Origin of the sequence: Microbacterium sp. NPDC060117, from assembly GCF_042729315.1 — a bacterium.
GTDB lineage: Bacteria > Actinomycetota > Actinomycetes > Actinomycetales > Microbacteriaceae > Microbacterium.
This window is the reverse complement of the sequence record NZ_JBHWXR010000004.1, coordinates 655,664-681,623: the sequence shown is the minus strand read 5'-3', so window position 1 is coordinate 681,623 and position 25,960 is coordinate 655,664. Positions and strand designations below refer to the sequence as shown.

Here is a 25,960-nt window from a genome sequence, read left to right as displayed (position 1 = left end):
CACTACGCTGGAACCATGAGCACACAGCGGGTATTCGTCGCACGCCTGGCCGGGTGCGCCGTGTTCGACCCCGCCGGCGACCGGATCGGGAAAGTCCGTGATGTCGTCGTCGTGTACCGAAGTAGCGCGGCACCGCGTGTGATCGGCCTGGTGTGCGAGATCCCCGGCCGCCGGCAGGTGTTCCTCTCGATCGGACGGGTTGGATCCATCAGCACCGGACAGGTCATCACGTCCGGGCTGATGAACGTGCGCCGCTTCAAGCCGCGCAATGGCGAGGTGCGCATCATGGCCGAGCTCATCGGCCGGCGCGTCGACTTCTCCGACGCCTCGGGCACCGCGGTCATCGAAGACGTCGCGATCGAGCCGAACCGGCTCGGCGAGTGGTCCGTGAGCCAGCTGTTCCTGCGCAAGCCGAAGACCAGCGCCTCGCCGTTCGCGAAGGGCCCCACCACGTTCGCGACCTGGAACCAGGTGCACGAGCACAACCGCCCGGGCGAGGCGCAGTCCGCCGAGCAGCTGGTCGCCACCTATTCCGAGATGCACCCCGCCGACCTCGCGAACACCCTGCTCGACCTGCCCCAGCAGCGTCGCATCGAGGTCGCCGAGGAGCTGCCGGACGAGCGGCTCGCCGACGCCCTCGAGGAGATGCCCGAGGACGATCAGATGGACATCCTGGATCGCCTCGGCGACGAGCGCGCCGCCGACATCCTCGACCAGATGGAGCCGGACGACGCGGCCGACCTGCTCGCGCAGCTCCCCCAGGGCCGTCTGGAGCACCTGCTCGAGCTGATGGAGCCGGAGGAGGCGGAGGACGTGCGCATGCTGCTGCGCTACAGCCCCGACACCGCGGGAGGTCTGATGACCCCCGAGCCGATCATCCTCTCCGCCGACGCCACCGTGGCCGAGGCGCTGGCGCTCATCCGCCGGCACGAGCTGCATCCTGCCCTGGCCGCTGCGGTCTTCATCACGCTGCCGCCGTTCGAGACGCCCACCGGACGTCTGCTCGGCGTCGTGCACTTCCAGCGGATGCTGCGCTATCCCCCGCACGAACGGCTCGGCGCCATCGTCGACGACACCCTGGAACCCGTCCCCGCGACCGCGTCGGCGGCCGAGGTGGCGCGCATGCTGGCCAGCTACGACCTCGTGTCGCTGCCCGTCGTGGACCAGGCGCACCGCCTGGTCGGCGCGATCAGCGTCGACGACGTGCTCGACTACCTGCTGCCCGACGACTGGCGTTCGCACGACGCGGATGACCGCCCCGGATCCGCGTCGTCCGCGTCGACCCAGGGAGCGGCCGGATGATGGCGAAGTCGGGCCGTCGCGGGCTTGACCTGCCCCGCGGCCGCTCCAGCATGCTCGGACGCGGCACATCGACACCGTCGAGCGACACGTTCGGGCGGTTCTCCGAGGCGTTCGCGCGGGCGATGGGCACCTCGGGCTTCCTCATCGGGATGTCGGTGTTCGTCATCGTCTGGCTGTGGTGGAACATCGCCATGCCCCGGGAATGGCAGTTCGATCCCGCCGCGACGAACTTCACGCTCCTCACGCTGATCCTCTCGCTGCAGGCCTCCTACGCCGCCCCGCTGATCCTGCTCGCGCAGAACCGCCAGGACGACCGCGACCGCGTGCAGATCGAGCAGGACCGGCAGCGCGCCGAGCGCAACCTCGCCGACACCGAGTACCTGGCGCGGGAGATCGTCGCGTTGCGCATGGCGCTCGAGGAGCGCTCCGCGCAGGGCGTCACCCGCGAGGTCCTGCGCGCCGAGCTCCGGGCGATGCTCTCGGAACTCCGTGACGAGGATCCGGCGGAGCCGACTCCGTGACCGGCGAACTCGCCGACGCGGTCCGCCGCGCGGTCGGCGCCGTCACCGACCCCGAACTGCGCCGCCCGCTGGCCGATCTCGACATGCTCCGCGACATCACGGTCGCCGGCGCGGTCGCGCATGTCGGCATCGCGCTGACCATCGTGGGCTGTCCCGCTGCGAACCGGATCGAGGCCGACGTGCGCGCCGCCGCGGCCGCCGTGCCCGGGATCGACGCGGTCGAGGTCGCTGTGGGCGTCATGACGCCGGAGGAGCGCCGCGCCCTCACCGAGCGTCTGCGCGACGGCAGGGCGCCCCGGCAGATGCCGTTCGGCCCGGATTCGCTCACACGCGTGATCGCCGTCACGAGCGGCAAGGGCGGGGTCGGCAAGTCCTCGCTCACCGCCAACCTCGCGGTCGCTCTGGCGGCGCGCGGTCGCAGGGTCGGGCTCATCGACGCCGACGTGCACGGCTTCTCGATCCCCGGCCTGCTCGGGATCGCCCCCGGCACGCAACCCACCCGGATCGACGACCTCATGCTGCCCCCGGTCGCCCACGACGTGAAGGCGATCTCGATCGGCATGTTCCTGCGGGAGGGTGAGTCCGTCGTCGCGTGGCGCGGGCCCATGCTGCATCGCACCGTGCAGCAGTTCCTCACCGACGTGTTCTTCGGCGATCTCGACGTGCTGCTCATCGACATGCCGCCCGGCACCGGCGACATCGCGATCACGCTCGGCCAGCTGCTCCCCCATGCCGAAGTGCTGGTCGTGACCACGCCGCAGGAAGCCGCGTCCGACGTGGCGATCCGCAGCGGGCTCGTGGCCCGGCAGACCGGGCAACGCGTGATCGGGGTCGTGGAGAACATGGCCGCGCTGACGCTGCCCGACGGCACCATGCTCGATCTATTCGGATCCGGTGGCGGGCAGGCCGTCGCGGACGTGCTGTCGCGGGACGCGGACCCAGTTCCGCTGCTGGGCTCGGTGCCGCTGAGCCCCGCATTGCGCACGGGCGGGGACGCGGGAGTTCCCGTGGTGCTGGCGGATCCGCAGGATCCCGCGGCGCGCGCCATCCTGGCGATCGCCGATGCGGTCGATCAGGGTGGGCGCGGCCTCTCCGGGCGCCGGCTGCCGGTCAGCCTGGGTTAGACGTCAGGTCGCTTCGCTGTCGTAGGGCGGGAGCTCCTCGGCGGAGAACACCTTCGGCGCCTTAGACACGGGAGCGGACTCGCCCCCGGCGGACGCGGCGTTCATCGCGGTCGCCGTGGCCAGCAGAGCGGCCGCCGAACCTGCGACCGCAGGGGCCGCGACCGGCTCGGCCTCGGCGACCGGGGCGGCTGGACGCGGGGGCGCCGGGGTGTCGTCCATCAGCGCGTCGCGGATGATGCGACGCGGGTCGTACTGCCGGGGATCCAGCTTGCGCCAGTCCAGCTCGTCGATCTCCGGCCCGACCTCCTCGCGCATGCGGTCTTTCGCGCCGCGCAGGTAGTCGCCGGCCCTCTTGACCAGGCGCGCGAACGACTCCGCGTAGCGCGGGAGCCGCTCAGGGCCGACGAGAAGGGCTGCGATCACGCCGATCACGATCAGCTTCTCGAAGGTGATGCCGAAGAACATGTCACAAGGGTACCGCCGCGCCTGCCCCCCGGAGACACGGGGGACGCCTACGCTGGGGGAACATGCGGAGCATTGAGCGACCGCCAGGGAGTCGAAGTGAGCGAGCAGGACGCCAACGCACGGTACGTGCGCGAAGCAATCGTCGAGCCGGATGAGATCGTCAGGGCGCGCGCACACGCGGTCGAACTCGGTGCGCAGCCGATCAGCGCCGCCGTCGGCGCGCAGATCGCCGTGCTCGCCGCGGCCACCGGCGCACGCTCGATCGTCGAGATCGGCACCGGCGCCGGCGTCTCCGGGCTGTGGCTGCTGCGCGGTGCCCCGAAGGCCGTGCTCACCTCGATCGACAACGAGCCGGAGCACCTCGCCGCCGCGCGGAGCGCCTTCCAGGAGGCACGGATCGCCCCGACCCGCGCGCGCTTCATCGCCGGCAGGGCCGCCGATGTGCTGCCCCGGATGAACGAAGCCGCCTACGACATCGTCCTGGTGGACGCGGATCCCGAGAACGTGATCGAGTACGTCGAGCACGGCCTGCGGCTCGTCCGTGCCGGCGGGACCGTGCTCGTTCCGCGCGTGCTGGCCGGCGGAAGGGTCGCGGATCCGGTGCAGCGCGACGACGTCACCGTCGCGTATCGCTCGCTCATCCAGGAGACCCAGCAGTCCCCGGCCGTGCTCGCCGCGCTGAGCACCGTCGGCGAGGGGCTGCTGCAGCTGACCGGCATCGCAGAATGACGAAAGGCCCGCGGGAAGCGGGCCTTTCGAAGATCTGAGAAGATCTGGATTCTGTGCAATCGTGCGGTCAGGCGGCTGCCACGACGCTGCTGAGCACGTCGTGAAGCTCCTTCGCCTCGGCGTCGTTGACGGAGACGACCAGACGCCCGCCGCCCTCGAGCGGCACGCGCACGATGATCAGCCGGCCCTCCTTCACGGCCTCCATAGGTCCGTCGCCAGTCCTCGGCTTCATCGCTGCCATCGCGGTGCTCCCTTTCCTCGGTGGTCTACAGCTCCCATATTAGTGGGTGCTGGGACACCGCTTACCGCGGCGCGGCCGGGCCGGGTGGTGCGCGCGCCGGCTCAGGGCACGCGCCAGAAGGTGTTCGCGAGGCCGTACACGTTCGCGATCCACAGCGCCTGCAGGCCGATGCACGCCAGCAGCACCGCGATGCGCAGCCACCAGGAGCGGCGCCAGCCGACCGCGCCCCAGAGCGGTGCGAGCGGGAACAGGAGCCGCAGCGTGCTGGACTGCGGGAAGAACACGGCGAGCAGATACAGTGCGTAGCTCGCCGCGAACAGCCGGATCTCCGGACCGAGTCGCCGCACCCCGGGGCCGAAGATCAGCGCCGCGGCGAACAGCAGCACGAGCAGCGCCAGCGCAACGAGCCCGAGCCATCCGGGCAGGCCCAGCAACTGCGCCCAGTAGGGCATCGCGCTCAGCCAGCCCTCGAACGGCGAGAACACGGTGTGCCCGTCCTGCGGCATCCAGAACCCGCGCCAGCTCAGCTCGGTCTCCAGGTAGGCATTCGGCACGCCCGTCGCGATACCCGCGATCACCTGCCAGGCGAAACCCACCACGACGCCCAGCGCGCCGAGTCCGAGGTAGTGCGCGATCTCGCGTCCGGACAGCGGGTCCGACTTCCGTCGGATCCAGCGCACCACGAGCATGAGGCCGAGCATCAGCGCGAACGCCAGCACGCCGGGGCGAGTGAATCCCATCAGCACGATCAGCGGGTACAGCCGCACGTAGCGGCGGCGGATCAGGCCGTCGAGCGCGAGCAGCAGGAACAGCATGTTCAGGACCTCGGCATAGCCCACCTGGAACAGGGCTCCGAGAGGCCCGGAGGCGAAGAAGACGACGGTCCACACGGCCGCCATCCGGCCGATCCGACCGCGCATCATCCGGAACAGCACGAGGCAGCAGAGATATCCCGCGACCAGGGACACGAGAGCCGCTCCCACTCCCCAGCCGCCATCGCCGAACGGAAGCGCGAAGACCTGTGAGACCCAGGGGTACACCGGCAGGAAGGCCCAGGAGTTCTGGGTGATGTGCCCGTCCGCCCCGAGCGGGAGCGTGGTCGGATAGCCGTACACGACGATGTACCAGTACCACTGCGCATCCCAACCGGTCACGAATGAGGCGATCGACGCCCCGTGCCCGAACCGTGAACCCGGAGCGCCGGAGAGACCGGTCGCCCACAGCAGCAGGCCCGTGGTGATCAGGCGCGCTCCGAGGTAGATCGCGAGGATCCCGGCCCACGCGGGGGTGCGGGAGTAGCTCCGGGCTGCCCAGCGCGGCCCGGTCGCCGCAGGGCGCGCGCGGCGCACCGCCGCTGCAGCGAGCTCAGACACCGCTGAGCCAGGAACGCAGGCCCCGTTCGGTGGCCGTGATCTGCGCGAGCGGCACCCGCTCCTCGTCGTGATGGGCGAGATGCGGATCCCCCGGTCCGTAGTTGACGGCGGGGATGCCGAGCGCGGAGAAGCGCGCCACGTCGGTCCACCCGTACTTCGGCTGCGGGGTCGCGCCGACGGCGGCGAGGAACTCCTGTGCGATCGGGGCGTCGAGGCCGGGGCGCGCACCCTCGGCGACGTCCGTGATCTCGACCGCGAACCCGGCGAACACGTTGCGCACGTGCGCCTCCGCATCGGCCGCGGACTTGCTCGGGGCGAATCGGTAGTTCACCTCGACCTCGCAGGCATCGGGGATCACGTTGCCGGCGATGCCGCCGCTGATCCGCACCGCGTTCAGCCCCTCGCGGTACACCAGAGCGTCGACCGCGATCTCGCGCGGACGGTACTCGGCGAGACGCGCGAGGATCGGTGCGGCACGGTGGATCGCGTTCTCGCCGATCCATGCGCGTGCCGAATGCGCCCGCACGCCGGTCGTGCGGACGACGGCGCGCAGGGTGCCGTTGCAGCCGCCCTCGACCTCGCCGTTGGAGGGCTCGCCGAGGATCGCGAAGTCGGCCTGGAACAGATCCGGGCGGCGATCGGCGAGGAGCTTGAGGCCGTTGCGCGCGGCCTCCACCTCCTCGTTGTCGTACCACATCCACGTGATGTCGACCACGGGCTCGGTGAGCTCGGCGGCGAGCTTGAGCTGCACGGCGACCCCGGCCTTCATGTCTACTGTGCCGCGTCCCCAGATCAGCGCCTCGCCGTCGATGACCACGTCGCGCGTCGGCACGTTCGCATTGATCGGGACCGTGTCGATGTGCCCGGCGATCGCCACGCGCTGCGCGCGACCCAGGTTCGTGCGGGCGACGATCGTGTTGCCCTCGCGCAGCACCTCGAGATGGCCGAGCGCGCGCACGGCCTCCTCGATCAGGTCTGCCAGGGGCTTCTCCTCCCCCGAGACGCTGGGGATGTCGCAGATCGCGCGGGTGATGTCCGCCGCGGAGGCGGTGAGATCGAGCGGCATGGTCCCCACCCTAGCGCCGCGTCATGAAGGGGAAGCTGGGGGCGGGCGTTCGGTAGCGTGGAGGCATGAGCGACGCGCGCATGATCCACGGTTCCGGCCTGACCACCATCGCCGGCGACGGCACCGTCCTGGATGCCTGGTTCGCCGAGGTCGGCGCGGCCGAGCCGTCCGCGGCAGAGCTCGCCGCGTCCGCCATGACCCTCGAGGCCCTCGCCGGTGCGGACGAGCGCCGCAACGTCACCGTCGAGATGGTGCAGCTCTCGATCGACCTGGATGCGGCTCCCGCCTCCACCGCCGACGCCTACCTGCGCCTGCACGCCCTCTCGCACCTGCTGGTGCGCCCCAACGAGCTGAACCTCGACGGCATCTTCGGGCACCTCCCGAACGTCGCCTGGACCAGCGCCGGCCCGATGCTCCCCGCCGACGCCGCACGACTGCGTCCGCTGCTGCAGCGTTCCGGGATCCAGATCTCGGGCGTGGACAAGTTCCCGCGGCTCACCGACTACGTGCTTCCGGAGGGCGTGCGGATCGCGGACGCGTCGCGGGTGCGCCTGGGCGCCCACCTGGCGCCCGGCACCACGGTCATGCACGAGGGCTTCGTGAACTTCAATGCGGGCACGCTCGGCGCCTCGATGGTCGAGGGCCGGATCTCCCAGGGTGTGGTCGTCGGCGACGGATCCGACATCGGCGGAGGCTCCTCGATCATGGGCACGCTGTCCGGCGGCGGCACCCACCGGGTCTCGATCGGCGCGCGCACCCTGCTCGGCGCGAACGCCGGCATCGGCATCTCCCTCGGTGACGACTGCATCGTCGAGGCGGGGCTCTACGTCACGGCCGGCACGAAGATCGTGCTCGCCGACGGCGCCCCGCTGGCCGACGGCGGACGACCCGTCGTCAAGGGCGCGGATCTGAGCGGCGAGAACGGGATCCTTTTCCGCCGCAACTCCCTCTCCGGGGCCGTCGAAGCCGTGCGCCGCGCCGGCGTGGGCGTGACGCTGAACGAGGCCCTGCACGCCTAGAAGCGCAGGGGCCGTGCGCCCCCCGGCCGTACGCGGCCTGTGCGCCGCGCACCGAGATGTACGCGATCTTCGGAGCGATCTCGCGAATCCGTCCGAGATGAGTGCACTTCTCCGAGCGAACGGCTCGGAGATCCGCCCCTCGGGCAGAGCTCAGGAGCGCAGCGATCCGATCGCGAGGCCGAGCACGCGACGGCGCTGCTCCTCGTCGTCGTAGGCCACCGCGCTCACTCCGGCGACGAGCTTGACCACGTCGGCGATCGCAAGATCCGCCTTGACGGCGCCGTCCTCCTGCGCGCGGGCGAGCAGTGGCTCCCCCGCACCCAGCATCACGCCGCGGCACTCCGCGAACACCGACGACTCCCGGTTCAGCCCGTCCAGGAGCACGTGCTTGGTGCCGACGTACTCGATGAACCGCCCCAGCCAGGCCTCGAGCGCCGGCCACGGCGCCAGATCGGCCACCTCGTCCGCCGCGTCGGCGAGCGCGGCGACCTCGCGGAGGTAGAGCGTCTCGATCAGGTCGTCCCTGGTCGGGAAGTTGCGATACAGCGTGCCGATGCCGACCCCGGCCCGACGAGCGATGTCCTCCAGCGAGGCGCCGGAGCCGTCTTCCGCGAAGGCCTCGCGGCCGGCGGCGACGAGGGCGTCGAAGTTGCGAGCGGCATCGGCGCGGCGCGGCCGCCGCTCCTCCAGCGTCGTCGTCGCACGGTTCTGGCCACCCATCGTGCCGTCCTTCCAGAAAGTCTCGGTCGACCCCTTGCAAAACGGAGGGACCCTCCGGTAATCTCAATCCGGAGGCATCCTCCGTTCGGAGGTCTCCCTCCACTTTACCCCTCTTCTCCAGGCTCCGGAAGGGAACTCATGTCCCGCTCATCCACCTCGATCCTGGTCGCGATCGCCGTCGCGGTCTCCTCCATCGCTCTTCTGCAGAACCTCGTCATCCCCCTCGTCCCGCTCATCCAGGCCGAGTTCGGCGTCACCGCGGATGCGGCCAGCTGGACCATGACCGCGTGGCTCATCGCCGCCGCCGTCGCCACGCCCACCCTCGGCCGCATCGGCGACCTTCGTGGCCGGCGCACCACGTTCCTGATCACCATGGGCGTCACGGCGGCCGGCGACGTCCTCGCCGCGATCGCCCCGACTCTCGAGGTGCTCATCGTCGCCCGTGTGCTGCAGGGCGTCGGCGGGGCGCTGTTCCCCCTCGCCTACGGACTGCTGCGCGACGCCGTGCCACGCGAGCGCGTGACCGGTGCCATCGGCGTGGTGAGCGCCGTCATCGGCATCGGCGGTGCGGCGGGTACCGTGCTCGCCGGTCCGCTCGCAGACTTGGTCGGCTGGCGCGGCACCTTCGCCGTGCCGTTCCTGGTCGCGGCGCTCGGCGCCTTCCTCACGCTCGCCGCCGTGCGCGACAGCGGCGCCCGCGCCCGCGGGCGGGTGAACACGCGCTCTTCCGTGCTGCTCTCGACCTGGCTCGTCGCGCTGCTCGTGCCGCTCAGCACCGGCTCCCGCTGGGGCTGGACCTCGCCGGCCGTCCTCGCGCTGTTCGGGCTCGCCGTGCTCGCCTTCGCCGCCTGGATCGTCTCGGAGCTGCGCTCCGCCGAGCCGCTCGTGGATCTGCGGCTGCTGGCCTCCCCCGCGATCTGGCCGGTGAACGCCGCTTCGCTCCTGATCGGGGCCGGCGTCTTCGCCTTCTGGGGCTACCTGCCGCAGTTCCTCGAGCTGTCGGCCTCCGCCGGCGGTTCCGGTCTCACCGTGCGCGACGCCGGACTCATGCTCGTCCCGATGCTCATCGGCATGAGCGGGGTCGGCTTCGCCACCGGCGCGCTGAACCGGATCCTCTCGCTGCGCACCCTGCTCGTCATCGGCGCACTGCTCATGGGCGCGTCCGGCGCGAGCGCCGCGCTCGCGCATTCGTCGCCGTGGCAGCTCGCCCTCGCCGGCGCCGGCTTCGGCATCGGCTGCGGGCTGGCCTACGCGGCGTCGGCCGGCATCGTCGTCCAGAGCGTGCCCGCCTCGGTCACCGGCGTCGCGACAGGCGTGAACGCGAACCTCCGCACGATCGGATCCGCGATCGGCTCGGCGGCGACCGGCGCGATCGTGTTCGGCTCGGCTCCGCACGGGACCGGATCCGGCTTCGCCACCGCATGGGGGCTCGTCGCCGTCGTCACGATCCTCGCCGGCGCGATCGTCTGGGCGGTGCGCACTCGCCCCCGCGTCACGACGTCGGCGACCGCGCTCCCCGAGCTCGTCGAGGCCTGAACCGACGATCGGGCGATTCACGATAGGATGGACGGGATGTCGGATCTTCCGGCATCTCGTCGCCATCCCGGATCCCCTGGATTCGATCCCTGGAAGTGGAGCCCTGCTCCCCCTCGCGATCCGGTTCTCGAGCGGCGACCTCTCGCGTCGATCAGACGCCCGTATGCGACCGGAGATCCGGTCCAGGAGATATCCATGCCTTCCTTCCTCGAACTCGGCGTGCCCGCCGAGCTCGCCTCCGTCCTCGCCGCCGACGGCAAGACCGAGGCCTTCCCCATCCAGCAGGGCACCCTGCCCGACTCCCTCTCCGGCCGCGACCTGCTCGGCCGTGGCCGCACCGGCAGCGGCAAGACCCTCGCCTTCGCGCTCCCGCTCGTGGCGCGCCTCACCGGCGTCAAGGCCCGGCCGCAGCACCCGCGCGGCCTCGTCCTCGCGCCGACCCGCGAGCTCGCCTCGCAGATCGCCGCGACCATCGCCCCGCTGGCCAAGGCCGCCGGCCTGCGCGTGACCACGGTGTTCGGCGGCGTCAGCCAGCGCCCCCAGGAGGAGGCGCTGCGCCGCGGCGTGGACATCGTCGTGGCGTGCCCCGGCCGTCTCGAGGACCTCATGAAGCAGGGCCTGGTGCGCCTGGACGAGGTGCGGATCACCGTGCTGGACGAGGCCGACCACATGGCCGACCTCGGCTTCCTCCCCGGCGTCACGCGCATCATGACCGCGACGCCCAAGGAGGGCCAGCGCCTGCTGTTCAGCGCGACCCTCGACAACGGCATCGACGTGCTCGCCCGCCGCTTCCTCTCCCGCCCGGTCAAGCACGAGGTCGACGAGGCCAGCGTGCCGGTCGGCGAGATGACGCACCGCGTGTTCGAGGTGGCCGATGCCGACGCGAAGAAGACGCTCGTCAACGCGCTCGCCTCCGGGACCGGACGACGCATCCTGTTCACCCGCACCAAGCACCAGGCCAAGAAGCTGGCCAAGGCGCTCACCAGCGCGGGCATCCCGGCCGTGGATCTGCACGGCAACCTGTCGCAGGGTGCACGTGAGCGCAACCTCGCCGCCTTCTCCGCCGACCCGGCGGACGGCGGAGTCCGCGTGCTCGTCGCGACCGACGTCGCCGCGCGCGGTGTGCACGTGGACGACGTCGACCTCGTCGTGCACGTCGACCCGCCCGCCGAGCACAAGGCCTACCTGCACCGCTCCGGCCGCACCGCGCGTGCGGGAGCCGCAGGCACCGTGGTCACCGTGCTGACGCCCGAGCAGCGCCGCGACGTGAAGGACCTGCTGCGCAAGGCGAAGATCAGCGTCGAGATCGAGCAGGTCTCCCCCGCCTCGCCCGCTGTGGCCGCGCTCATCGGCGAGACCGCCGCCTACGTCAAGCCGGTGGCTCCCGCGCCGCAGCCGCAGCGGCAGACGCCCAAGAAGAAGCCGGCCGCACAGGGCACGTCGCGCCAGGGCCAGGGCCAGGGACAGGCCCACGGCCAGCGCCGCCCGATCGCCGTCGGCGAGGCGATCGCGCCGGCCCGGCGCCGCCGTCGTCGTTCCTCGCGCCCCCAGGGCACGCCCACGGCGCGCTGACGACCGCACCCACCACGCAACGGCGACGGCCGCGAGACCTCCTGTCTCGCGGCCGTCGCCGTTGCCGTGCGGATGACGATCACGCGGGCTTCGCGTAGCCCTTCACGCCGGTGTCGAGGAAGACGCAGGCGGTGTCGCCGACGGTCCAGGCATCGTGGCCGGGACTCAGGTCGACCACGTCGCCCGGCCCCAGGTCGAGCTCGGTGCCGTCGTCGAACCGCACGGTCATCTGTCCCTCGAGGCAGATCCCGGTGTGGTGGGTCTGGCATGAATCGGTCCCGGCGATCGGCTTGACGTCGTTCGACCAGCGCCAGCCCGGTTCGAAGACCCCGCGTCCCAGCGTGAAGTCACCCAGCGTGACGACGTCCATGTGGCCGTGGTCGTGAAAAGGTCGTCGCTCGTGCGGCGTCTCGATGTTGTGCTTGTCGGACATGAGAACCTCCCACGGGTGATCGGGCGACCGACGTCGGCAGCGCTCACCCGGGACGCTCGTGACGCCGCGACGGTTGCGCCCAGGCGCAGCCGTTCCGCCTGGCTCTCATCGTCGTGTGCGGCGTTCAGGACCACGGCACCGCCCTGGTCCTGAACCGTCTCGCGGCGTCGTCAGGTCGATCCCGACCGTTCCCGACCGCCCCCAGTCATGAGAGTCCTACACCCGTCGCCGGGCACCGTCAAGGGAGACGGGCACGATCCTCGATGTCTCAGCCGCGGCGGAACTCGCGCTCCGGCGAGCCCGTGTACAGCTGCTGCGGGCGGCCGATCTTGGTCTGCGGGTCGAGGTTCAGCTCGCGCCACTGCGCCAGCCAGCCCGGCAGGCGGCCGATCGCGAACAGCACGGTGAACATGCGCGTCGGGAAGCCCATCGCCTTGTAGATCACGCCGGTGTAGAAGTCGACGTTCGGGTACAGGCGACGCTCCTGGAAGTAGTCGTCCGCGAGAGCCACCTCTTCCAGCTCCCTCGCGAGGTCGAGGAGCGGATCCGTCACGCCGAGCTCGGCCAGCACCTCGTCCGCCGCGGCCTTGACCAGCTTGGCGCGCGGGTCGTAGTTCTTGTACACGCGGTGCCCGAAGCCCATGAGCTTCACGCCGTCTTCCTTGTTCTTCACGCGCTCGACGAACCGCTGCACGCTCTGGCCCGAGTCCCGGATCTGGCCGAGCATCGTCAGAACCGCCTCGTTCGCACCGCCGTGGAGCGGGCCCGAGAGGGCCTGGATGCCGGCCGAGATCGAGGCGAACTGGTTCGCCCCGGTGGATCCCACCAGGCGCACGGTCGACGTGGAGGCGTTCTGCTCGTGGTCCTCGTGCAGGATCAGCAGCAGTTCGAGCGCCCGTGACATGACCGGGTTGATCTCGTACGGCTCGCTGTGCACGCCGAAGTTGAGCTTGAGGAAGTTGTCGACGAAGCTCAGCGAGTTGTCCGGGTAGAGGAACGCCTGCCCGACACTCTTCTTGTGCGCGTACGCCGCGATCACCGGGAGCTTGGCGAGCATGCGCACCATGTTCAGCTCGACGTGCTCGGGATTGTGCACGTCGGTCTCGCCCTCGTAGTAGGTCGAGAGCGCGGCGACCGCGCTGGAGAGCACCGACATCGGGTGCGCGGTGTGCGGCAGGGCCGAGAAGAAGTGCTTGAGATCCTCGTGCAGCAGCGTGTGCCGGCGGATCTTCTCGTCGAACTCCGCGAGCTCGGAGGCGGTGGGCAGCTCGCCGTAGATGAGCAGCCACGCGACCTCGAGATAGGAGCACGTGTTCGCGATCTGCTCGATCGGGTATCCGCGGTAGCGCAGGATCCCCTTGTCGCCGTCGATGAACGTGATCTCCGACTTGGTGGAGGCCGTGTTCACGAAGCCGTAGTCGAGGCCTGTGTGGCCGGTCTGCCTGGTCAGGGTGGAGAAGTCGATGCTGGCGTGCCCGTCGGTGCCCTGCAGGATCGGGAACTCCGCGGTCTTGTCGCCTACTGTCAGCGTCGCCTTCGTAGGCCGCTCGCCCGCTGCGCTCACGCAGACCTCCTATGCGTCTGTCTCGTGTGGGGGATGCGCGATCGGCGCCGGTGGGCCCGCGATCGCGTCGCTCATACAGCCTAGTCCGCGCGCAGACCTACTGTGAAAACGGCCAAGAGTGAAGCCCGAGGCCCTGTGGAAAGCTACGAAGCCATACCGCGCAGGCGCGCCGCGGCCGCCTCGATCCGCTCGAGCGGCGCGGTCAGCGAGAGCCGCACGTGCTGCGGAGAGTGCTCGCCGTAGAAGGGTCCAGGGCCCGCCAGGATCCCGAGATCGGCGAGCACCCCCATGGATTCCCAGGCGTCGCGGCCCTGTGTGACCCACAGGTACAGCCCCGCCTCGGAACCGTCGATCCGGAATCCCGCGTCGAGGAGCGCCGGTCGCAGCACGTCACGGCGCTGCCGGTAGCGCTCCTTCTGCACCGCCACGTGCTCGTCGTCGCGCAGCGCCACGGCCATGGCGTGCTGCACCGGAGCGGGCGGCATGAGGCCGAGGTGCTTGCGGGCGGTGAGGATCTCCCCCACCACACGGGCGCACCCGGCGACGAAGGCGGCGCGGTAGCCGGCGAGATTGGACTGCTTGCTGAGCGAGTAGACACTGAGCAGGCCCGCCCTGGTGCCGCCGGTGACCCGCGGATCCAGCACCGAGGGCACGGGCTCGCTCGCCCACGGCCCGTCCCAGCCGAGCTCGGCGTAGCACTCGTCGCTCGCGAGGATCGCGCCCAGCTCGCGCGCGCGACGCACGGCGGCGGCGAGCTCGTCGACGGCCCAGGTGCGTCCGTCCGGGTTGCCCGGAGTGTTGATCCAGATGAGCTTGGCTCCCTCGGGCCAGCGCGCGGGATCGTCCTCGCTCACGACGGTCGCACCGGCCACCTGCGCTCCGACCGCGTAGGTCGGATAGGCGACACGGGGCTGCACCACGATGTCGCCCGCACCGAGCCCGAGCAGGGTCGGCAGCAGTGCGACCAGCTCCTTGGAGCCGATCGTGGGCATCACGTTGTCCACGCGCAGGTCCGGCACGCCGCGGCGCCGTGCGTACCAGTCCACAATGGCCTCGCGCACCGCAGGGGTCCCGACGGTCTGCGGATACGAATGCGCGTCGGTGGCCTCGGCGAGGGCATGGCGGATGATGTCGGGGGTCGGGTCCACGGGGGATCCGATCGCGAGGTCGACGATTCCGCCCGGGTGCGCAGCCGCGCGCTCGCGGAACGGGGCGACCGCGTCCCAGGGGTAGTCGGCGAGATCGCGAACGCTCACGGGGCTACTCGCCCTGCGGCGGGAGGACGGCGATGACCGGATGGTCGTGATGGATCACGCCGACCTTGGCGGCCCCGCCCGGGGATCCGATCTCGTCGAAGAACTCGACGTTCGCCTTGTAGTAGTCGGCCCATTCCTCCGGGAGGTCGTCCTCGTAGTAGATCGCCTCGACGGGGCACACCGGCTCGCAGGCGCCGCAGTCGACGCACTCGTCCGGGTGGATGTACAACGATCGCTCACCCTCATAGATGCAGTCCACGGGGCACTCGTCGACGCAGGCACGATCCTTCACGTCGACGCAGGGAAGGGCGATCACATATGTCACGGACTCAGTCTACGACCCGTCGACGGACGCTTCTCCCGCCAGCCGGCTGCGCGCGGCCTGCTCCTGCTGCAGACGACGGATGCGCGAGAAGTCCGGCCATGCGACGATCAGCAGCACGATGCCGGCGATGGTCCAGGTCCAGGTCACGCCGAGCAGATCGTTCGGCACGATCACCGACCCGCCAGGGCCGCGACCCGAGATCACGACCATGCCGACGAGCACGCCGAGTCCCGTCACCAGCGCACCCCAGCGGTCGTGCAGCAGCAGCCGCACGGCGAGGAGCATGCCGCCGCAGGCGACGGCGCCGAGCACCAGCCCGACCCACGGCAGCCCCCACACGGAGGTCGAATGCGTCACGGTCGTCGCGAGGCCGAAGACGGCGCCCACCGCGAACAGGGCCACCCACGACAGTGCTCTGCTGAGCCATGATCCACGCACGGCTCGAGCTTACGCGGCCCAGCCGAGGAGCCGCAGGAGAGCAGCGACGACGGCGGCGGCGATCACCACGACGAGGAAGGACTGCCGCAGCGCCAGCAGCCCTGCCGCGACGAGCACCGCGGGCACGCGGGCGTCCACGACGATGTGCGGGCCCGCCGCGAGCGCCTGCACCGAGACGAGCGCGGCGAGCAGCGCGACCGTGAGCAGGTCGGTGATCCGGGCGGGCCGGGGCGCCTCCAGGACGGAAGCCGGCACCAGATAGCCCGCTCCTTTGAGGGCGAGGCAGCCGATGGCGGCCAGCAGCACGGCGTTCCACAGGGTCATGACGTCTCCTCCGCGGCCGCGCGGACAGCCGCCTTCGACCCGAACCAGTTGAACCAGCCGACGACGATCGCCACGAACGCCGCCACGAGCACCGGCAGCCCCGGGATCAGCACGGGCGTGAGCGCCGTCGCGACCGCGGCAGCCGCGATGCCGACGGCGATGGCCTGCCGTGTGCGCAGACGCGGCCACAGCAGCGCGAGGAACGCCGCAGCCGCCGCCGCGTCCAGCCCGTAGGTCTTCGGATCCCCCAGCACGTCCCCGAGCAGCGCGCCGAGCAGGGTCGCCAGATTCCAGCCGACGTAGATCCCCACCCCGGTGATCCAGAAGCCGACCGTGCGCGCCCGCGGCGACCGCTGTGCGAGCGAGACGGCGGTGGATTCGTCGATCGTGAACGGGGCCGCGAGCGCACGCCGGGCCGTTCCGCGTCCGATCACCGGCGACATGCGCATGCCGTACGCGACATTGCGCACGCCCAGAAGCAGGGCGGAGGCGATCGCCGCGGGTGCCGCCGCGAGCCCACCCGCCCCGATCACGCCGACGAAGGCGAACTGGGATCCGCCGGTGAACATCAGCAGGCTCAGCACACAGGTCTGCCACACGTCGAAGCCGCTCGCGACCGCGAGCGCGCCGAACGAGATCCCGTAGGCGCTGGTCGCGAGGGCGACCCCGATCGCCTCCCGGCGCGCGACGCGCACCTCGGCGGCGGCATCCTCCGGGCCACGGTCGATCGTTCGCTCCTCTGAACGCATGACGATCATTCTGAACATCCGCAAATCGTTTGTCAAGATGAACGAACGTTTGGAATACTGGCCGGATGGATGATCTCCGTGAGCGCATCTCCCGGTCCCTGCGTCGCGAACGCGAGGCCGTGGGGATCTCCGTCTCCGAGCTCGCCCGCCGCGCCGGCGTCTCCAAGGCCACCGTGTCGCAGCTGGAGAGCGGATCCTCAGGACCCAGTGTCGAGACCCTGTGGGCGATCGCCGACGCACTGGGCGTGCCCTTCGCGGCCTTCGTGGAGGAGCGCACCAACGCGCCGACCCTGATCCGGGCCGGCGACCACGCCGGGGTGCCGTCCGCCGCGGCGCCGTACCTGGCCACGCTCATCGCGGCCTGCCCCCCAGGCGCGCGTCGAGACCTCTACATCATCCAGGCCGAGCCCGGCGAGCCCCGCCGCTCGACGCCGCACCACGTCGGCACCACCGAGCACGTCGTCCTGATCAGCGGTCGCGCTCTGATCGGCCCTGCCGAGGCTGCCGAGGAGCTGCGGCCCGGCGACTACCTCTCCTACCCCGGCGATGCTTCGCATGTGTTCGAGGCGCTCGAACCCGGCACCTCCGCGGTGCTCATCTCCGAGCTGCGCTGAGGGGCCTGCACGCGGAACGGCCCGCCTGCCGGCCCGCCCCTCACCGCCGAGACCCCCACGCAGAGTCGAAACCCCCACGCAGATCCGTGGATCCGTGGGGGTCTCGACAGCACGTGGGGGTCTCGATGTGCCGTCCGGCGACGACTTACGCGTTGACGTCCTGGCGCTTCTGGCGCGAGGCCTCGCGGCCGCGGACGGTCGCGTCCAGGATCACCTTGCGGATGCGCACCTTCTCGGGCGTGACCTCGACGCATTCGTCATCGCGGGCGAACTCGAGGCTCTCCTCGAGGGTCAGCAGGCGCGGCGGCGTCATCGACTCGAAGTTGTCGGCCGTGGAGGAGCGCATGTTGGTGAGCTTCTTCTCCTTGGTGATGTTCACGTCCATGTCGTCGGCGCGCGAGTTCTCGCCGATGACCATGCCCTCGTAGACCTCTTCGGTGGGCTGCACGAAGAACGACATGCGCTCCTGCAGGGCGATCATCGCGAACGGCGTGACGACGCCCGAGCGGTCGGCGACGATCGAGCCGTTCTGACGGGTCGTGATCTGGCCGGCCCACGGCTCGTAGCCGTGCGAGATCGCGTTGGCGATGCCGGTGCCGCGGGTCGTGGTGAGGAACTCGCTGCGGAAGCCGATGAGGCCGCGCGACGGAACGATGAACTCCATGCGCACCCAGCCGGTGCCGTGGTTGGTCATGTTGTCCATGCGGCCCTTGCGGTTCGCGAGGAGCTGGGTGATCGCGCCGAGGTGCTCCTCCGGCGTGTCGATCGTGAGGTGCTCGAACGGCTCGTAAGTCTTGCCGTCGATCTTCTTCGTGACCACCTGCGGCTTGCCGACGGTGAGCTCGAAGCCCTCGCGACGCATGTTCTCGACGAGGATCGCGAGAGCGAGCTCGCCGCGGCCCTGCACCTCCCAGGCGTCCGGCCGGCCGATGTCCTCGACCTTGAGCGAGACGTTGCCGATGAGCTCGCGGTCGAGGCGGTCCTTCACCATGCGCGCCGTGAGCTTGTGCCCCTTGACCTTGCCCATGAGCGGCGAGGTGTTGGTGCCGATCGTCATCGAGATCGCGGGGTCGTCGACCGTGATGGCCGGCAGCGGACGCACGTCCTCGGGATCCGCGATCGTCTCGCCGATCGTGATGTCGGCGATGCCGGCGATCGCGACGATGTCGCCGGGGCCGGCCTCCTCCGCGGGGTAGCGCTCGAGGGCGCGGGTCTTGAGCAGCTCGGTGATGCGGGCGTTGCTGCTCGAGCCGTCGCCGCGCACCCAGGCGACGGTCTGGCCCTTCTTCAGGGTGCCGTTGAAGACGCGCAGGAGCGCGAGGCGCCCGAGGAACGGCGAGGAGTCGAGGTTGGTGACCCACGCCTGCAGCGGCGCCTCGTCGTCGTACGCCGGGGCGGGCACGTGCTCGAGGATGGCCTCGAACAGCGGCTCGAGATCCTCGTTATCCGGCAGCGATCCGTTGTCGGGGCGGGTGCGGGACGCGGCGCCGGCACGACCGGAGGCGTACACGACGGGCACGTCGAGCAGGGCGTCGACGTCGAGGTCGGGCACGTCGTCGACGAGGTCGGACGCGAGGCCCAGCAGCAGGTCGTGGGCCTCCTCCTCGACCTCGGCGATGCGCGCGTCGGGGCGGTCGGTCTTGTTCACCAGCAGGATCACCGGGAGCTTGGCCTCGAGCGCCTTGCGCAGCACGAAACGGGTCTGCGGCAGCGGGCCCTCGGAGGCGTCGACCAGCAGCACCACGCCGTCGACCATGGACAGGCCGCGCTCGACCTCGCCGCCGAAGTCGGCGTGGCCGGGGGTGTCGATCACGTTGATCGTGATCGGGGTGTCGGTGTGGATGCCGTTGTAGGTGATCGCCGTGTTCTTGGCGAGGATCGTGATGCCCTTCTCACGCTCCAGGTCGTTCGAGTCCATCGCGCGCTCTTCGACGTGCGCGTGCTCGCCGAAGGATCCGGTCTGGCGGAGCATCGCGTCCACGAGCGTGGTCTTGCCGTGGTCGACGTGCGCGACGATGGCGACGTTGCGGAGATCGGAGCGGAGGGCGTGCGCCATGAAGGTGTCCTAAGCAGATGGGGTTTCGCCCGGGAATCCGGACTCTTCAGGATACAACACCGCTCCTGGACGTCCTCTGCGGGGCTCATGCATACCGGCTCGCCGTACGCTCGACCCATGAGGATCGCGCTGCCCCCTCCCCGGCCGGACGCACCGTCGCGAGCGCGGATCGGGTGGGAGATCGCGATCGTGCTCGGTCTCGGGCTCGGTCAGTCCGCGGTGTACGCGATCGTGCAGCTGCTGGACCGCCTGTCGCTGTCGACGCCGCTGGCGGATCAGACCGCGACCCTGAACCCCTCGCAGTCCAGCCGCGAGCTGTTCGACCTGGTCTATCAACTGCTCGGGATCGGCTTCTCCGTGGTGCCGGCGCTGCTGGTGTGCTTCCTGCTCTGGGGTCCGGCGCGCCCTCGCCTCGGAGCGCTGGGCCTGGACGGCGCCCGCATCGGCCGGGACACGGGAGGCGGCCTTCTGCTCGTGCTCGCGATCGGGATCCCCGGGCTTGCGCTCTACGTCGTGGGGCGGCTGAACGGCTGGTTCGTCGCAGTGGATCCGGGGGCCCAGAGCGCGTACTGGTGGACGATCCCCGTGCTGCTCCTGTCCGCGGCGCGCGCCGCCGTGCAGGAGGAGTTCGTGGTGCTCGGCTATCTCTTCGCGCGGCTGCGCCAGCTCGGCTGGGGGCCGTGGACGATCCTCGTCGCCACGTCGGTCCTGCGCGCGAGCTACCACCTGTACCAGGGACCCGGCGCGTTCCTCGGCAACCTCGGGATGGGGCTGCTGTTCGGCTTCCTGTTCCTGCGCACCGGCCGGCTGCTGCCGTTCCTCGTCGCGCACTTCGTCATCGATGCCGCGGTCTTCGTCGGGTACCCCTGGGCGGCGGCGATGTGGCCGACGCTGTTCGGCCTGCCCGCGCACTGACTCTCCGCCCCGCCCGTCCGGGCCGCGCGCCGAATCTCGGATCCAGATCCGCGAGACCGAATCTGCGTCTCGAGACTGCAGAACAGCGCTGCTGGCTCGAGACAAAGATGCAGTCTCGCGGATCTCAGGGCGGCGCGCGGCGCGCCCGTATCCAGTGGGTCCGCACAATTGGGCACGTGCACCGGTTCTCGGCAGCTTTCGCGAACCGGCAGTCGGGTAGCCCCTACGAAGGACAGCATGGCGCCATGCCCGCCCTCGAACACACCGCACTCGCGCCCGCACCGATCGCACTGGTGCGTTCGGCCCTCGTGACGAACAGGCCGCGTCTCTTCGCGGCCGTTCGACGAGGTCGGCTGACGCGCGTGCTTCCTGGCATCTACGCGAACACCGCGGCATGGCGCGAGCTCGCCCCGTGGGAGCGCTATCTGGCGAAGGTGCACGCGGTCAGCGTTCAGCACCCCGCACTCGTCATCTGCGGTCCTTCCGCCGCGGCATTGCGCGGTGTGAGCCTCGCCCGAAGCAATGACCCGGTGCATGTCCTGGATCCGCGCGGCACCGCCCGCATCGTCGGAACCGTCAAGACGGTCACATCGCAGGACGCACGCGAGGTCGAGACCGTCGAGGGGATCTTGCTCACTTCGAGTGCGGACACGATCGTCGATGTCGTGCGTGGCACAACACCCGGCATCGGACTTGCCTATGCCGATGCCCTCCTACGCCGGGATCCGAGCCTCACGATTGCGCAGCTGCAGGCGATCAACGAGGCGAGGACCTCATCGCGAAACCGTCGACGGGCCCGGTGGGTCTTCGAGCGTACGACGGGGATTCCCGAGAGCGTGCTGGAATCAATCAGTCTCGCGATCATGGAGTTCGGAGGCTTCGAGCTACCGGAGTTGCAGGTCGTCTTCCGATCCGAAGGACGGGAGGATCACGCCGACTTCTTCTGGCGAAGCCTCGATCTGATCGGCGAATCCGATGGCGACATGAAGTATTCGGGTGCCTTCGGTGATCCTCTCGATGCGATCCGCGCGGAGAAGCGCCGTGAGGCCCGCCTGCGCCGCCAAGCGAGCGCGCATCTGCGGTGGGGCTGGCCTGAGATCAAGCAGCCCGTCTTGCTGACGACCATGCTGCAGACGGCACGGGTGCCGCGCGTCGGTCAGCCCGACCACGTGATGCTCGCCTCTCTGGGCCAGGCTCTGCGCTGATGCATGCGGATGCGGGGACGGCAGCCGCATCGCGCCCGGATCCGCGCCCGCAGAACTGCGCCTGCCTGGATACACGAGACTGCAACTGCGTCTCGAGATTGCAAGATTGTGCTGCTGTCTCGCGACAAAGATGCAGTCTCGGGGAGCGGGAGCACGGATCCGGAGACACCGGCCGGGCTCGAGGCCGACGCACCTCGGCGGTCAGCGGGTGACCGCGACCGCGATCACGGCTCCGACCGCGATCACGACGAGAGCGCCGATCGCCGGCCAGTCCCAGCTGCGCCGGATCGGCGCGTCCACGCCCACTCCCGCGGCTCCCCGCGGGCGCTCGACGGCGTTCTCCCAGCGGGTGCGCACCTCCGTGAGCGTCTGCAGGCTCTGCGGCACCTTGACCTCGCCCGAGCGCCTGCTCAGCCGCGGCGACTGGATGCGGCCGGGGCCGCCCCAGCACGCCAGCTTCCGACCGTCGTCGAGAGCGAAGTCCAGCTGCCAGCGCAGGTCGAGCTCGGCGACCCGGCGCCAGCCGAACGTCGTGCGGCGCAGGAAGTTCTGCACGGTCGCGCCGTCCTCGTCCACCCGCACCATCGACACCACGCTGATCACGTAGACGAGCCACAGCACCAGCAGCACCCACGGCGCGTACAGCAGCATCTGGGCCCAGCTGCCGCGCACCACCGCGTCGCCGAGCAGGAAGACGGCGAGCACCGCGCACAGCACGAGCACGGCGATGCCCGTGGACGCGCGGTACGTCCGCGCGCCCACGGGCATCTGGTCCATCGAACTCACGCGCTGCGACCGCCCAGGGCGATCGAGACGCCGGGGATGGCCTGGAGCAGCCGCTCCGTGTATTCCTGCTGGGGGTTGGCGAAGATCTCGTCCACCGTGCCCTGCTCGACCAGCTTGCCCTTCTCCATCACGCAGACCAGGTCGGCCGCGACGCGCACGACCGCGAGGTCGTGCGTGATGAACAGGTACGTGAGGTCGAGCTCGCTCTGCAGCTCGGCGAGCAGCTTCAGGATCTGATCCTGCACCAGCACGTCGAGCGCGGAGACCGCCTCGTCGAGGACGACGATGTCGGGCTTGAGCGCCAGCGCACGCGCGATCGCGACGCGCTGACGCTGACCGCCGGACAGCTCGTTCGGATACCTGGTCGCCAGCTCCCGCGGCAGCGAGACCTGATCCAGCAGCTCGAGCACCCGCTCCCGGCGCGACGCCTTGTCGCCCACCCCGTGGATGTCCATGGGCTCCGAGATGGTGTTGCCGATGTTCCGCAGCGGATCCATGGATCCATACGGATCCTGGAACACGGGCTGCATGCGTCGGCGCAGTGCGAGCGTCTCACGGCCGGAGAGGCTGGAGATGTCGACGCCGTCGATCGCGATCGAGCCGCTCGTCACGTCCTCCAGCTTCAGCACCATCTTCGCGACCGTCGACTTCCCCGAGCCCGACTCGCCGACGAGCGCCAGCGTCTTGCCCTTGGGGATGTCGAACGAGACCGCGTCCACCGCGCGGAACGGCACGCTGCGGAACTGGCCCTGACGGATCCGGTAGTCCTTGGTCAGATCGCGCACGGAGACCGTCGGCGCGATGCCGGCGATGTCCTCGCTGGTCTCGATGCCCTGCCGCTCGTGGACGGCCTGGATGCGCTGCGACGCGATGCTGGGAGCCGCGGCCACCAGCTTCTTCGTGTACGGGTGCAGCGGGTTCTCCAGGATCTCCCGGCTGGGTCCTGCCTCGACGATCTCGCCGTTCTGCATGACGATGATCTTCTCGGCGCGCTCGGCTGCGAGACCGAGGTCGTGCGTGATCAGCAGGACCGCCGTCCCCTTCTCCTTCGTCAGCGACGCCAGGTGATCCAGGATCACGCGCTGCACTGTGACGTCCAGCGCCGAGGTGGGCTCGTCAGCGATGAGCAGCTTCGGGTCGGCCGCGAGGCCGATGCCGATCAGCGCGCGCTGGCGCATGCCACCCGAGAACTGGTGCGGGTACTGGTGCAGACGCTTGGCGGCGTCCGCGAGACCCGCCTGCTGCAGCACCTCGACGGCCCGCGCCTCGATCTCCTTGCGCCCGGTGGCGAGACCGTTCGCACGGATCGCCTCCTTGACCTGGAAGCCGATCGACCACACGGGGTTGAGGTTGGACATCGGATCCTGGGGCACGTAGCCGATCTCGCGGCCGCGGATCTTCTCCATCTGCCCCTCGGTGAGCCCGGTCAGCTCCTGGCCGTCCAGCGTGATGCTGCCCGCGGTCACATGACCGGTTCCGGGCAGCAGGTTGACGATCGCGGATGCGGTCGTCGACTTGCCGGATCCGGACTCGCCCACGATGGCCAGCGTCTCGCCGGCGTACAGGTCGAGGTTGACGCCGTGCAGCACCTCGCGCGAGCTCTTCTGGGTGTCGAACGCGACGCGCAGGTCGCGGATCCGCAGCAGCGGTGTGTCAGCGTTCGCGCTCATCGGCGAGCCCTCGCTCTCGGGTCGAGGGCGTCTCGCACGAGCTCGCCCAGCATGATGAACGCGAGCACCGTGACGGTCAGCGCGATCGACGGGTAGATGAGGGCCATCGGCGCGACGCGCAGCGACTGCTGCGCCTGGCTGATGTCGTTGCCCCAGCTCATGGTGCCGCTGCCGAGTCCGACGCCGAGGAACGACAGCGTCGCCTCGGCGACGATGGCGGCGGCGAGGCTCAGAGTGGTGACGACGAGCAGCGGTGCGATCGCGTTGGGGATGACGTGCGACATGAGGGTGCCGAACCGCGACTTGCCGAGCGCACGCGAGGCCATCACGAAGTCGGCCTGACGCACACGCAGCACCTCCGCTCGCACGACGCGTGCCGTGGATGCCCACGCGAACCCTCCGATCGCCACCGCCAACGTGAACACGTTGCGGTACTGCGCGAACACGCTCATCACAACGACGGCAGCGAGGATGTAGGGGATCGAGAAGAAGATGTCGCCGACGCGCGACAGCAGGCCGTCAAGCCAGCCGCCGTAGAAGCCGGCCAGGGCCCCCATGATGAGACCGATCGAGGATCCGATCAGGGTCGCGAGCAGGCCGACCGAGAGGGAGGTGCGAGCGCCCCACACGGTACGGGCGTAGATGTCGCAGCCCTGGAACGTGAAGCCGAGCGGGTGCCCAGCGGTCGGTCCCCCGTTGGAGTTGGACAGCTGACAGTTGCTGTTCGGCGGGGTCTGCGTGAACAGCGTCGGGGCGACGGCCATGACGAGCACGATGAACACGATGACGAGCGAGATCCAGAACATCGGCCGACGGCGCATGTCCGCCCAGGCGTCCCGCCAGAGGTTGGACGGCTTCTCCGCGATCTTGATCGCGTCGACCGCGATCGTGCCCTCGGGAATGGGAGCGACGTAGTGCGTCGCACTGGTGTCAGACATAGCGGATCCTCGGGTCGAGCAGGCCGTACAGCAGGTCCACGAGCAGGTTGACCAGCACGTAGATGATCACGAACACGGTCACGAAGGACACGATCGTCGGCCCCTCGTGCTGCAGAATCGCGTGGAACAGCGTGTTGCCGACGCCGGGGACGTTGAAGATGCCCTCGGTGACGGTCGCGCCGACGAGGAGCACACCGAAGTTCGTCGCGGAGTTGGTGATCACCGGGATCAGGGAGTTGCGCAGCACGTGCACGGGGATGACGCGTCGTCGCGGCAGACCCTTGCTGTAGGCGGTGCGCACCCAGTCCTGGTTGAGGGTGTCGATGACCGAACCGCGCATGAGTCGCATGCTGGTGGCGTACAGGCTGACACCGAGCACGATGGCCGGCAGCCACAGGTCGCCCCAGTCATTCTCCGCCCCGACCGTGGGACTGAACCACTGCAGCTTGACGGCGAGGAAGTACTGGGAGAGGAACGCGATGACGAAGATCGGCAGCGAGATGAAGATCAGCGAGACGACCAGCATCGAGTTGTCGAAGATCTTGCCCTTGCGCAGCGCCGAGAAGGTGCCGATGATGATCGCGAGCGTGAACTCGAGTCCGATCGCCATGACCGCCAGACGCCCCGTGACCGGCAGCGTCGCCGCCAGGACGTCGTTGACGGACCGACCGGAGAACGTGGTGCCCATGTTGCCCTGGAAGATGCCGACAAGGTAGTACCAGTACTGCACGATGAACGGCTGATCAAGGTGATACTGGGCCGTCAGCGCGGCGAGCAGCTGCTTGCTCGGCTGCTTGTCGCCGAAGAGTGCGGCGATCGGATCGCCCGGCATGGAGAACACCAGGAAATAGATGAGCAGGGTGGCCCCGAGGAACACGGGGATCACCTGCAAGAGGCGTTTGAGGATGTACCCGACCATGCGCCCCTCCTTTCAGATGAGGAGGCGCCTCGGGAACCCGCACGATCCGTGCCGGTGCGACGCCTCGCTGAGAGCATCGTGTCACGTGTTCGACGTGCAC

At 70.0% G+C, this 25,960-nt stretch carries 27 protein-coding genes; 10 read left to right on the top strand and 17 right to left on the bottom strand.

Going from position 1 to position 25,960, the window contains the following annotated elements; translation table 11 throughout:
- Positions 1–15 precede the first annotated feature (15 nt).
- From ACFWCK_RS18830 to ACFWCK_RS18820, 3 genes are read left to right on the top strand one after another with little or no spacing between them, the layout of a single operon-like run.
- Positions 16–1,302: a magnesium transporter gene (locus tag ACFWCK_RS18830; protein ID WP_378807300.1), complete on the top strand. Its 1,287-nt coding sequence runs from the start codon at positions 16–18 to the stop codon at positions 1,300–1,302.
- A complete protein-coding gene (locus ACFWCK_RS18825) occupies positions 1,302–1,823 on the top strand; it encodes a DUF1003 domain-containing protein (protein WP_378807400.1) in 522 nt (173 codons plus the stop codon). The genes ACFWCK_RS18830 and ACFWCK_RS18825 overlap by 1 nt, the downstream gene beginning before the upstream one ends.
- Positions 1,820–2,947, top strand: coding sequence for an Mrp/NBP35 family ATP-binding protein (locus tag ACFWCK_RS18820; RefSeq protein ID WP_378807299.1), 1,128 nt, complete (start codon positions 1,820–1,822; stop codon positions 2,945–2,947). The genes ACFWCK_RS18825 and ACFWCK_RS18820 overlap by 4 nt, the downstream gene beginning before the upstream one ends.
- Positions 2,948–2,950: 3 nt before the next feature.
- On the opposite strand, the gene ACFWCK_RS18815 is transcribed toward ACFWCK_RS18820, so the two are convergent.
- Positions 2,951–3,412, bottom strand: a complete 462-nt coding sequence (locus ACFWCK_RS18815) for a Sec-independent protein translocase TatB (protein WP_378807298.1) — start codon at positions 3,410–3,412, stop codon at positions 2,951–2,953.
- Between the two features lie 96 nt (positions 3,413–3,508).
- Between ACFWCK_RS18815 and ACFWCK_RS18810 the strand changes: the two genes are divergently transcribed.
- On the top strand, positions 3,509–4,141 hold the full coding sequence (locus tag ACFWCK_RS18810; protein WP_378807297.1) for an O-methyltransferase: 633 nt from the start codon (positions 3,509–3,511) through the stop codon (positions 4,139–4,141).
- Between the two features lie 67 nt (positions 4,142–4,208).
- On the opposite strand, the gene ACFWCK_RS18805 is transcribed toward ACFWCK_RS18810, so the two are convergent.
- The 3 genes from ACFWCK_RS18805 to dapE all read right to left on the bottom strand — a co-directional run bounded on the left by ACFWCK_RS18805 (position 4,209) and on the right by dapE (position 6,821).
- Positions 4,209–4,382, bottom strand: coding sequence for a DUF3117 domain-containing protein (locus tag ACFWCK_RS18805; protein WP_082072398.1), 174 nt, complete (start codon positions 4,380–4,382; stop codon positions 4,209–4,211).
- Between the two features lie 101 nt (positions 4,383–4,483).
- Complete coding sequence (locus ACFWCK_RS18800) at positions 4,484–5,755, bottom strand: hypothetical protein (protein ID WP_378807296.1); 1,272 nt, start codon at positions 5,753–5,755, stop codon at positions 4,484–4,486.
- Positions 5,748–6,821 (bottom strand): succinyl-diaminopimelate desuccinylase, encoded by a 1,074-nt coding sequence (gene dapE / locus ACFWCK_RS18795; RefSeq protein WP_378807295.1) that lies wholly within the window; start codon positions 6,819–6,821, stop codon positions 5,748–5,750. The genes ACFWCK_RS18800 and dapE overlap by 8 nt, the downstream gene beginning before the upstream one ends.
- A 65-nt stretch (positions 6,822–6,886) precedes the next feature.
- On the opposite strand from dapE, the gene dapD reads away from it, so the two are divergent.
- Positions 6,887–7,840, top strand: a complete 954-nt coding sequence (gene dapD / locus ACFWCK_RS18790; RefSeq protein ID WP_378807294.1) for a 2,3,4,5-tetrahydropyridine-2,6-dicarboxylate N-succinyltransferase — start codon at positions 6,887–6,889, stop codon at positions 7,838–7,840.
- 150 nt (positions 7,841–7,990) lie between these two features.
- Here dapD and ACFWCK_RS18785 read toward each other — a convergent pair whose 3' ends face one another.
- On the bottom strand, positions 7,991–8,560 hold the full coding sequence (locus ACFWCK_RS18785; protein WP_233311981.1) for a TetR/AcrR family transcriptional regulator: 570 nt from the start codon (positions 8,558–8,560) through the stop codon (positions 7,991–7,993).
- A gap of 138 nt (positions 8,561–8,698) precedes the next feature.
- Here ACFWCK_RS18785 and ACFWCK_RS18780 point away from each other — a divergent pair, with 138 nt between their 5' ends.
- Entirely contained in the window at positions 8,699–10,096 is a 1,398-nt protein-coding gene (locus tag ACFWCK_RS18780; RefSeq protein ID WP_378807293.1) for an MFS transporter, read from the top strand.
- Between the two features lie 195 nt (positions 10,097–10,291).
- Positions 10,292–11,668, top strand: a complete 1,377-nt coding sequence (locus tag ACFWCK_RS18775; protein ID WP_378807292.1) for a DEAD/DEAH box helicase — start codon at positions 10,292–10,294, stop codon at positions 11,666–11,668.
- 79 nt (positions 11,669–11,747) lie between these two features.
- On the opposite strand, the gene ACFWCK_RS18770 is transcribed toward ACFWCK_RS18775, so the two are convergent.
- The 7 genes from ACFWCK_RS18770 to ACFWCK_RS18740 all read right to left on the bottom strand — a co-directional run bounded on the left by ACFWCK_RS18770 (position 11,748) and on the right by ACFWCK_RS18740 (position 16,757).
- Positions 11,748–12,101 (bottom strand): cupin domain-containing protein, encoded by a 354-nt coding sequence (locus ACFWCK_RS18770; protein ID WP_233311984.1) that lies wholly within the window; start codon positions 12,099–12,101, stop codon positions 11,748–11,750.
- 268 nt (positions 12,102–12,369) lie between these two features.
- A complete protein-coding gene (locus tag ACFWCK_RS18765) occupies positions 12,370–13,665 on the bottom strand; it encodes a citrate synthase (RefSeq protein WP_233311988.1) in 1,296 nt (431 codons plus the stop codon).
- Positions 13,666–13,808: 143 nt separating this feature from the next.
- Complete coding sequence (gene dapC, locus ACFWCK_RS18760; protein WP_233311989.1) at positions 13,809–14,921, bottom strand: succinyldiaminopimelate transaminase; 1,113 nt, start codon at positions 14,919–14,921, stop codon at positions 13,809–13,811.
- 4 nt (positions 14,922–14,925) lie between these two features.
- The gene (fdxA, locus tag ACFWCK_RS18755; RefSeq protein ID WP_045272231.1) at positions 14,926–15,246 is read right to left on the bottom strand and encodes a ferredoxin; all 321 of its coding nucleotides are present in this window, start codon (positions 15,244–15,246) and stop codon (positions 14,926–14,928) included.
- 9 nt (positions 15,247–15,255) lie between these two features.
- A complete protein-coding gene (locus ACFWCK_RS18750) occupies positions 15,256–15,684 on the bottom strand; it encodes a histidinol dehydrogenase (RefSeq protein WP_233311990.1) in 429 nt (142 codons plus the stop codon).
- Positions 15,685–15,693: 9 nt separating this feature from the next.
- Complete coding sequence (locus ACFWCK_RS18745; protein ID WP_378807291.1) at positions 15,694–16,008, bottom strand: AzlD domain-containing protein; 315 nt, start codon at positions 16,006–16,008, stop codon at positions 15,694–15,696.
- The gene (locus ACFWCK_RS18740; protein WP_233311998.1) at positions 16,005–16,757 is read right to left on the bottom strand and encodes an AzlC family ABC transporter permease; all 753 of its coding nucleotides are present in this window, start codon (positions 16,755–16,757) and stop codon (positions 16,005–16,007) included. Before ACFWCK_RS18740 ends, ACFWCK_RS18745 begins: the two co-directional genes overlap by 4 nt.
- Before the next feature lie 65 nt (positions 16,758–16,822).
- Between ACFWCK_RS18740 and ACFWCK_RS18735 the strand changes: the two genes are divergently transcribed.
- A complete protein-coding gene (locus ACFWCK_RS18735) occupies positions 16,823–17,371 on the top strand; it encodes a helix-turn-helix domain-containing protein (protein WP_378807290.1) in 549 nt (182 codons plus the stop codon).
- Positions 17,372–17,516: 145 nt separating this feature from the next.
- Here the strand turns inward: ACFWCK_RS18735 and typA are convergent, their stop codons facing one another.
- Positions 17,517–19,427, bottom strand: a complete 1,911-nt coding sequence (gene typA, locus ACFWCK_RS18730) for a translational GTPase TypA (RefSeq protein ID WP_233312000.1) — start codon at positions 19,425–19,427, stop codon at positions 17,517–17,519.
- Between the two features lie 117 nt (positions 19,428–19,544).
- Between typA and ACFWCK_RS18725 the strand changes: the two genes are divergently transcribed.
- Both ACFWCK_RS18725 and ACFWCK_RS18720 read left to right on the top strand, forming a co-directional pair.
- The gene (locus ACFWCK_RS18725) at positions 19,545–20,342 is read left to right on the top strand and encodes a CPBP family intramembrane glutamic endopeptidase (protein WP_378807289.1); all 798 of its coding nucleotides are present in this window, start codon (positions 19,545–19,547) and stop codon (positions 20,340–20,342) included.
- Positions 20,343–20,845: 503 nt separating this feature from the next.
- Positions 20,846–21,547 (top strand): hypothetical protein, encoded by a 702-nt coding sequence (locus ACFWCK_RS18720; RefSeq protein ID WP_378807288.1) that lies wholly within the window; start codon positions 20,846–20,848, stop codon positions 21,545–21,547.
- 201 nt (positions 21,548–21,748) lie between these two features.
- Here the strand turns inward: ACFWCK_RS18720 and ACFWCK_RS18715 are convergent, their stop codons facing one another.
- From ACFWCK_RS18715 to ACFWCK_RS18700, 4 genes are read right to left on the bottom strand one after another with little or no spacing between them, the layout of a single operon-like run.
- Positions 21,749–22,324 (bottom strand): PH domain-containing protein, encoded by a 576-nt coding sequence (locus ACFWCK_RS18715; RefSeq protein ID WP_233312003.1) that lies wholly within the window; start codon positions 22,322–22,324, stop codon positions 21,749–21,751.
- 5 nt (positions 22,325–22,329) lie between these two features.
- A complete protein-coding gene (locus tag ACFWCK_RS18710; protein WP_233312005.1) occupies positions 22,330–24,003 on the bottom strand; it encodes an ABC transporter ATP-binding protein in 1,674 nt (557 codons plus the stop codon).
- Positions 24,000–24,941: an ABC transporter permease gene (locus ACFWCK_RS18705; protein ID WP_233312006.1), complete on the bottom strand. Its 942-nt coding sequence runs from the start codon at positions 24,939–24,941 to the stop codon at positions 24,000–24,002. The genes ACFWCK_RS18710 and ACFWCK_RS18705 overlap by 4 nt, the downstream gene beginning before the upstream one ends.
- Complete coding sequence (locus ACFWCK_RS18700; RefSeq protein ID WP_233312008.1) at positions 24,934–25,860, bottom strand: ABC transporter permease; 927 nt, start codon at positions 25,858–25,860, stop codon at positions 24,934–24,936. Before ACFWCK_RS18700 ends, ACFWCK_RS18705 begins: the two co-directional genes overlap by 8 nt.
- Between the last annotated feature and the right edge of the window lie 100 nt (positions 25,861–25,960).

Coding starts and splice junctions, on each gene's coding strand:
- ACFWCK_RS18830 (WP_378807300.1), top strand. CDS start 16: ATGAGCACACAGCGGGTATTCGTCGCACGCCTGGCCGGGTGCGCCGTG.
- ACFWCK_RS18715 (WP_233312003.1), bottom strand. CDS start 22,324: ATGGACCAGATGCCCGTGGGCGCGCGGACGTACCGCGCGTCCACGGGC.
- ACFWCK_RS18745 (WP_378807291.1), bottom strand. CDS start 16,008: ATGACCCTGTGGAACGCCGTGCTGCTGGCCGCCATCGGCTGCCTCGCC.
- typA (WP_233312000.1), bottom strand. CDS start 19,427: ATGGCGCACGCCCTCCGCTCCGATCTCCGCAACGTCGCCATCGTCGCG.
- ACFWCK_RS18805 (WP_082072398.1), bottom strand. CDS start 4,382: ATGGCAGCGATGAAGCCGAGGACTGGCGACGGACCTATGGAGGCCGTG.
- ACFWCK_RS18705 (WP_233312006.1), bottom strand. CDS start 24,941: ATGTCTGACACCAGTGCGACGCACTACGTCGCTCCCATTCCCGAGGGC.
- dapD (WP_378807294.1), top strand. CDS start 6,887: ATGAGCGACGCGCGCATGATCCACGGTTCCGGCCTGACCACCATCGCC.
- ACFWCK_RS18825 (WP_378807400.1), top strand. CDS start 1,302: ATGGCGAAGTCGGGCCGTCGCGGGCTTGACCTGCCCCGCGGCCGCTCC.
- dapE (WP_378807295.1), bottom strand. CDS start 6,821: ATGCCGCTCGATCTCACCGCCTCCGCGGCGGACATCACCCGCGCGATC.
- ACFWCK_RS18815 (WP_378807298.1), bottom strand. CDS start 3,412: ATGTTCTTCGGCATCACCTTCGAGAAGCTGATCGTGATCGGCGTGATC.
- ACFWCK_RS18785 (WP_233311981.1), bottom strand. CDS start 8,560: ATGGGTGGCCAGAACCGTGCGACGACGACGCTGGAGGAGCGGCGGCCG.
- ACFWCK_RS18775 (WP_378807292.1), top strand. CDS start 10,292: ATGCCTTCCTTCCTCGAACTCGGCGTGCCCGCCGAGCTCGCCTCCGTC.
- ACFWCK_RS18735 (WP_378807290.1), top strand. CDS start 16,823: ATGGATGATCTCCGTGAGCGCATCTCCCGGTCCCTGCGTCGCGAACGC.
- ACFWCK_RS18725 (WP_378807289.1), top strand. CDS start 19,545: ATGAGGATCGCGCTGCCCCCTCCCCGGCCGGACGCACCGTCGCGAGCG.
- ACFWCK_RS18710 (WP_233312005.1), bottom strand. CDS start 24,003: ATGAGCGCGAACGCTGACACACCGCTGCTGCGGATCCGCGACCTGCGC.
- ACFWCK_RS18770 (WP_233311984.1), bottom strand. CDS start 12,101: ATGTCCGACAAGCACAACATCGAGACGCCGCACGAGCGACGACCTTTT.
- ACFWCK_RS18780 (WP_378807293.1), top strand. CDS start 8,699: ATGTCCCGCTCATCCACCTCGATCCTGGTCGCGATCGCCGTCGCGGTC.
- ACFWCK_RS18700 (WP_233312008.1), bottom strand. CDS start 25,860: ATGGTCGGGTACATCCTCAAACGCCTCTTGCAGGTGATCCCCGTGTTC.
- ACFWCK_RS18740 (WP_233311998.1), bottom strand. CDS start 16,757: ATGCGTTCAGAGGAGCGAACGATCGACCGTGGCCCGGAGGATGCCGCC.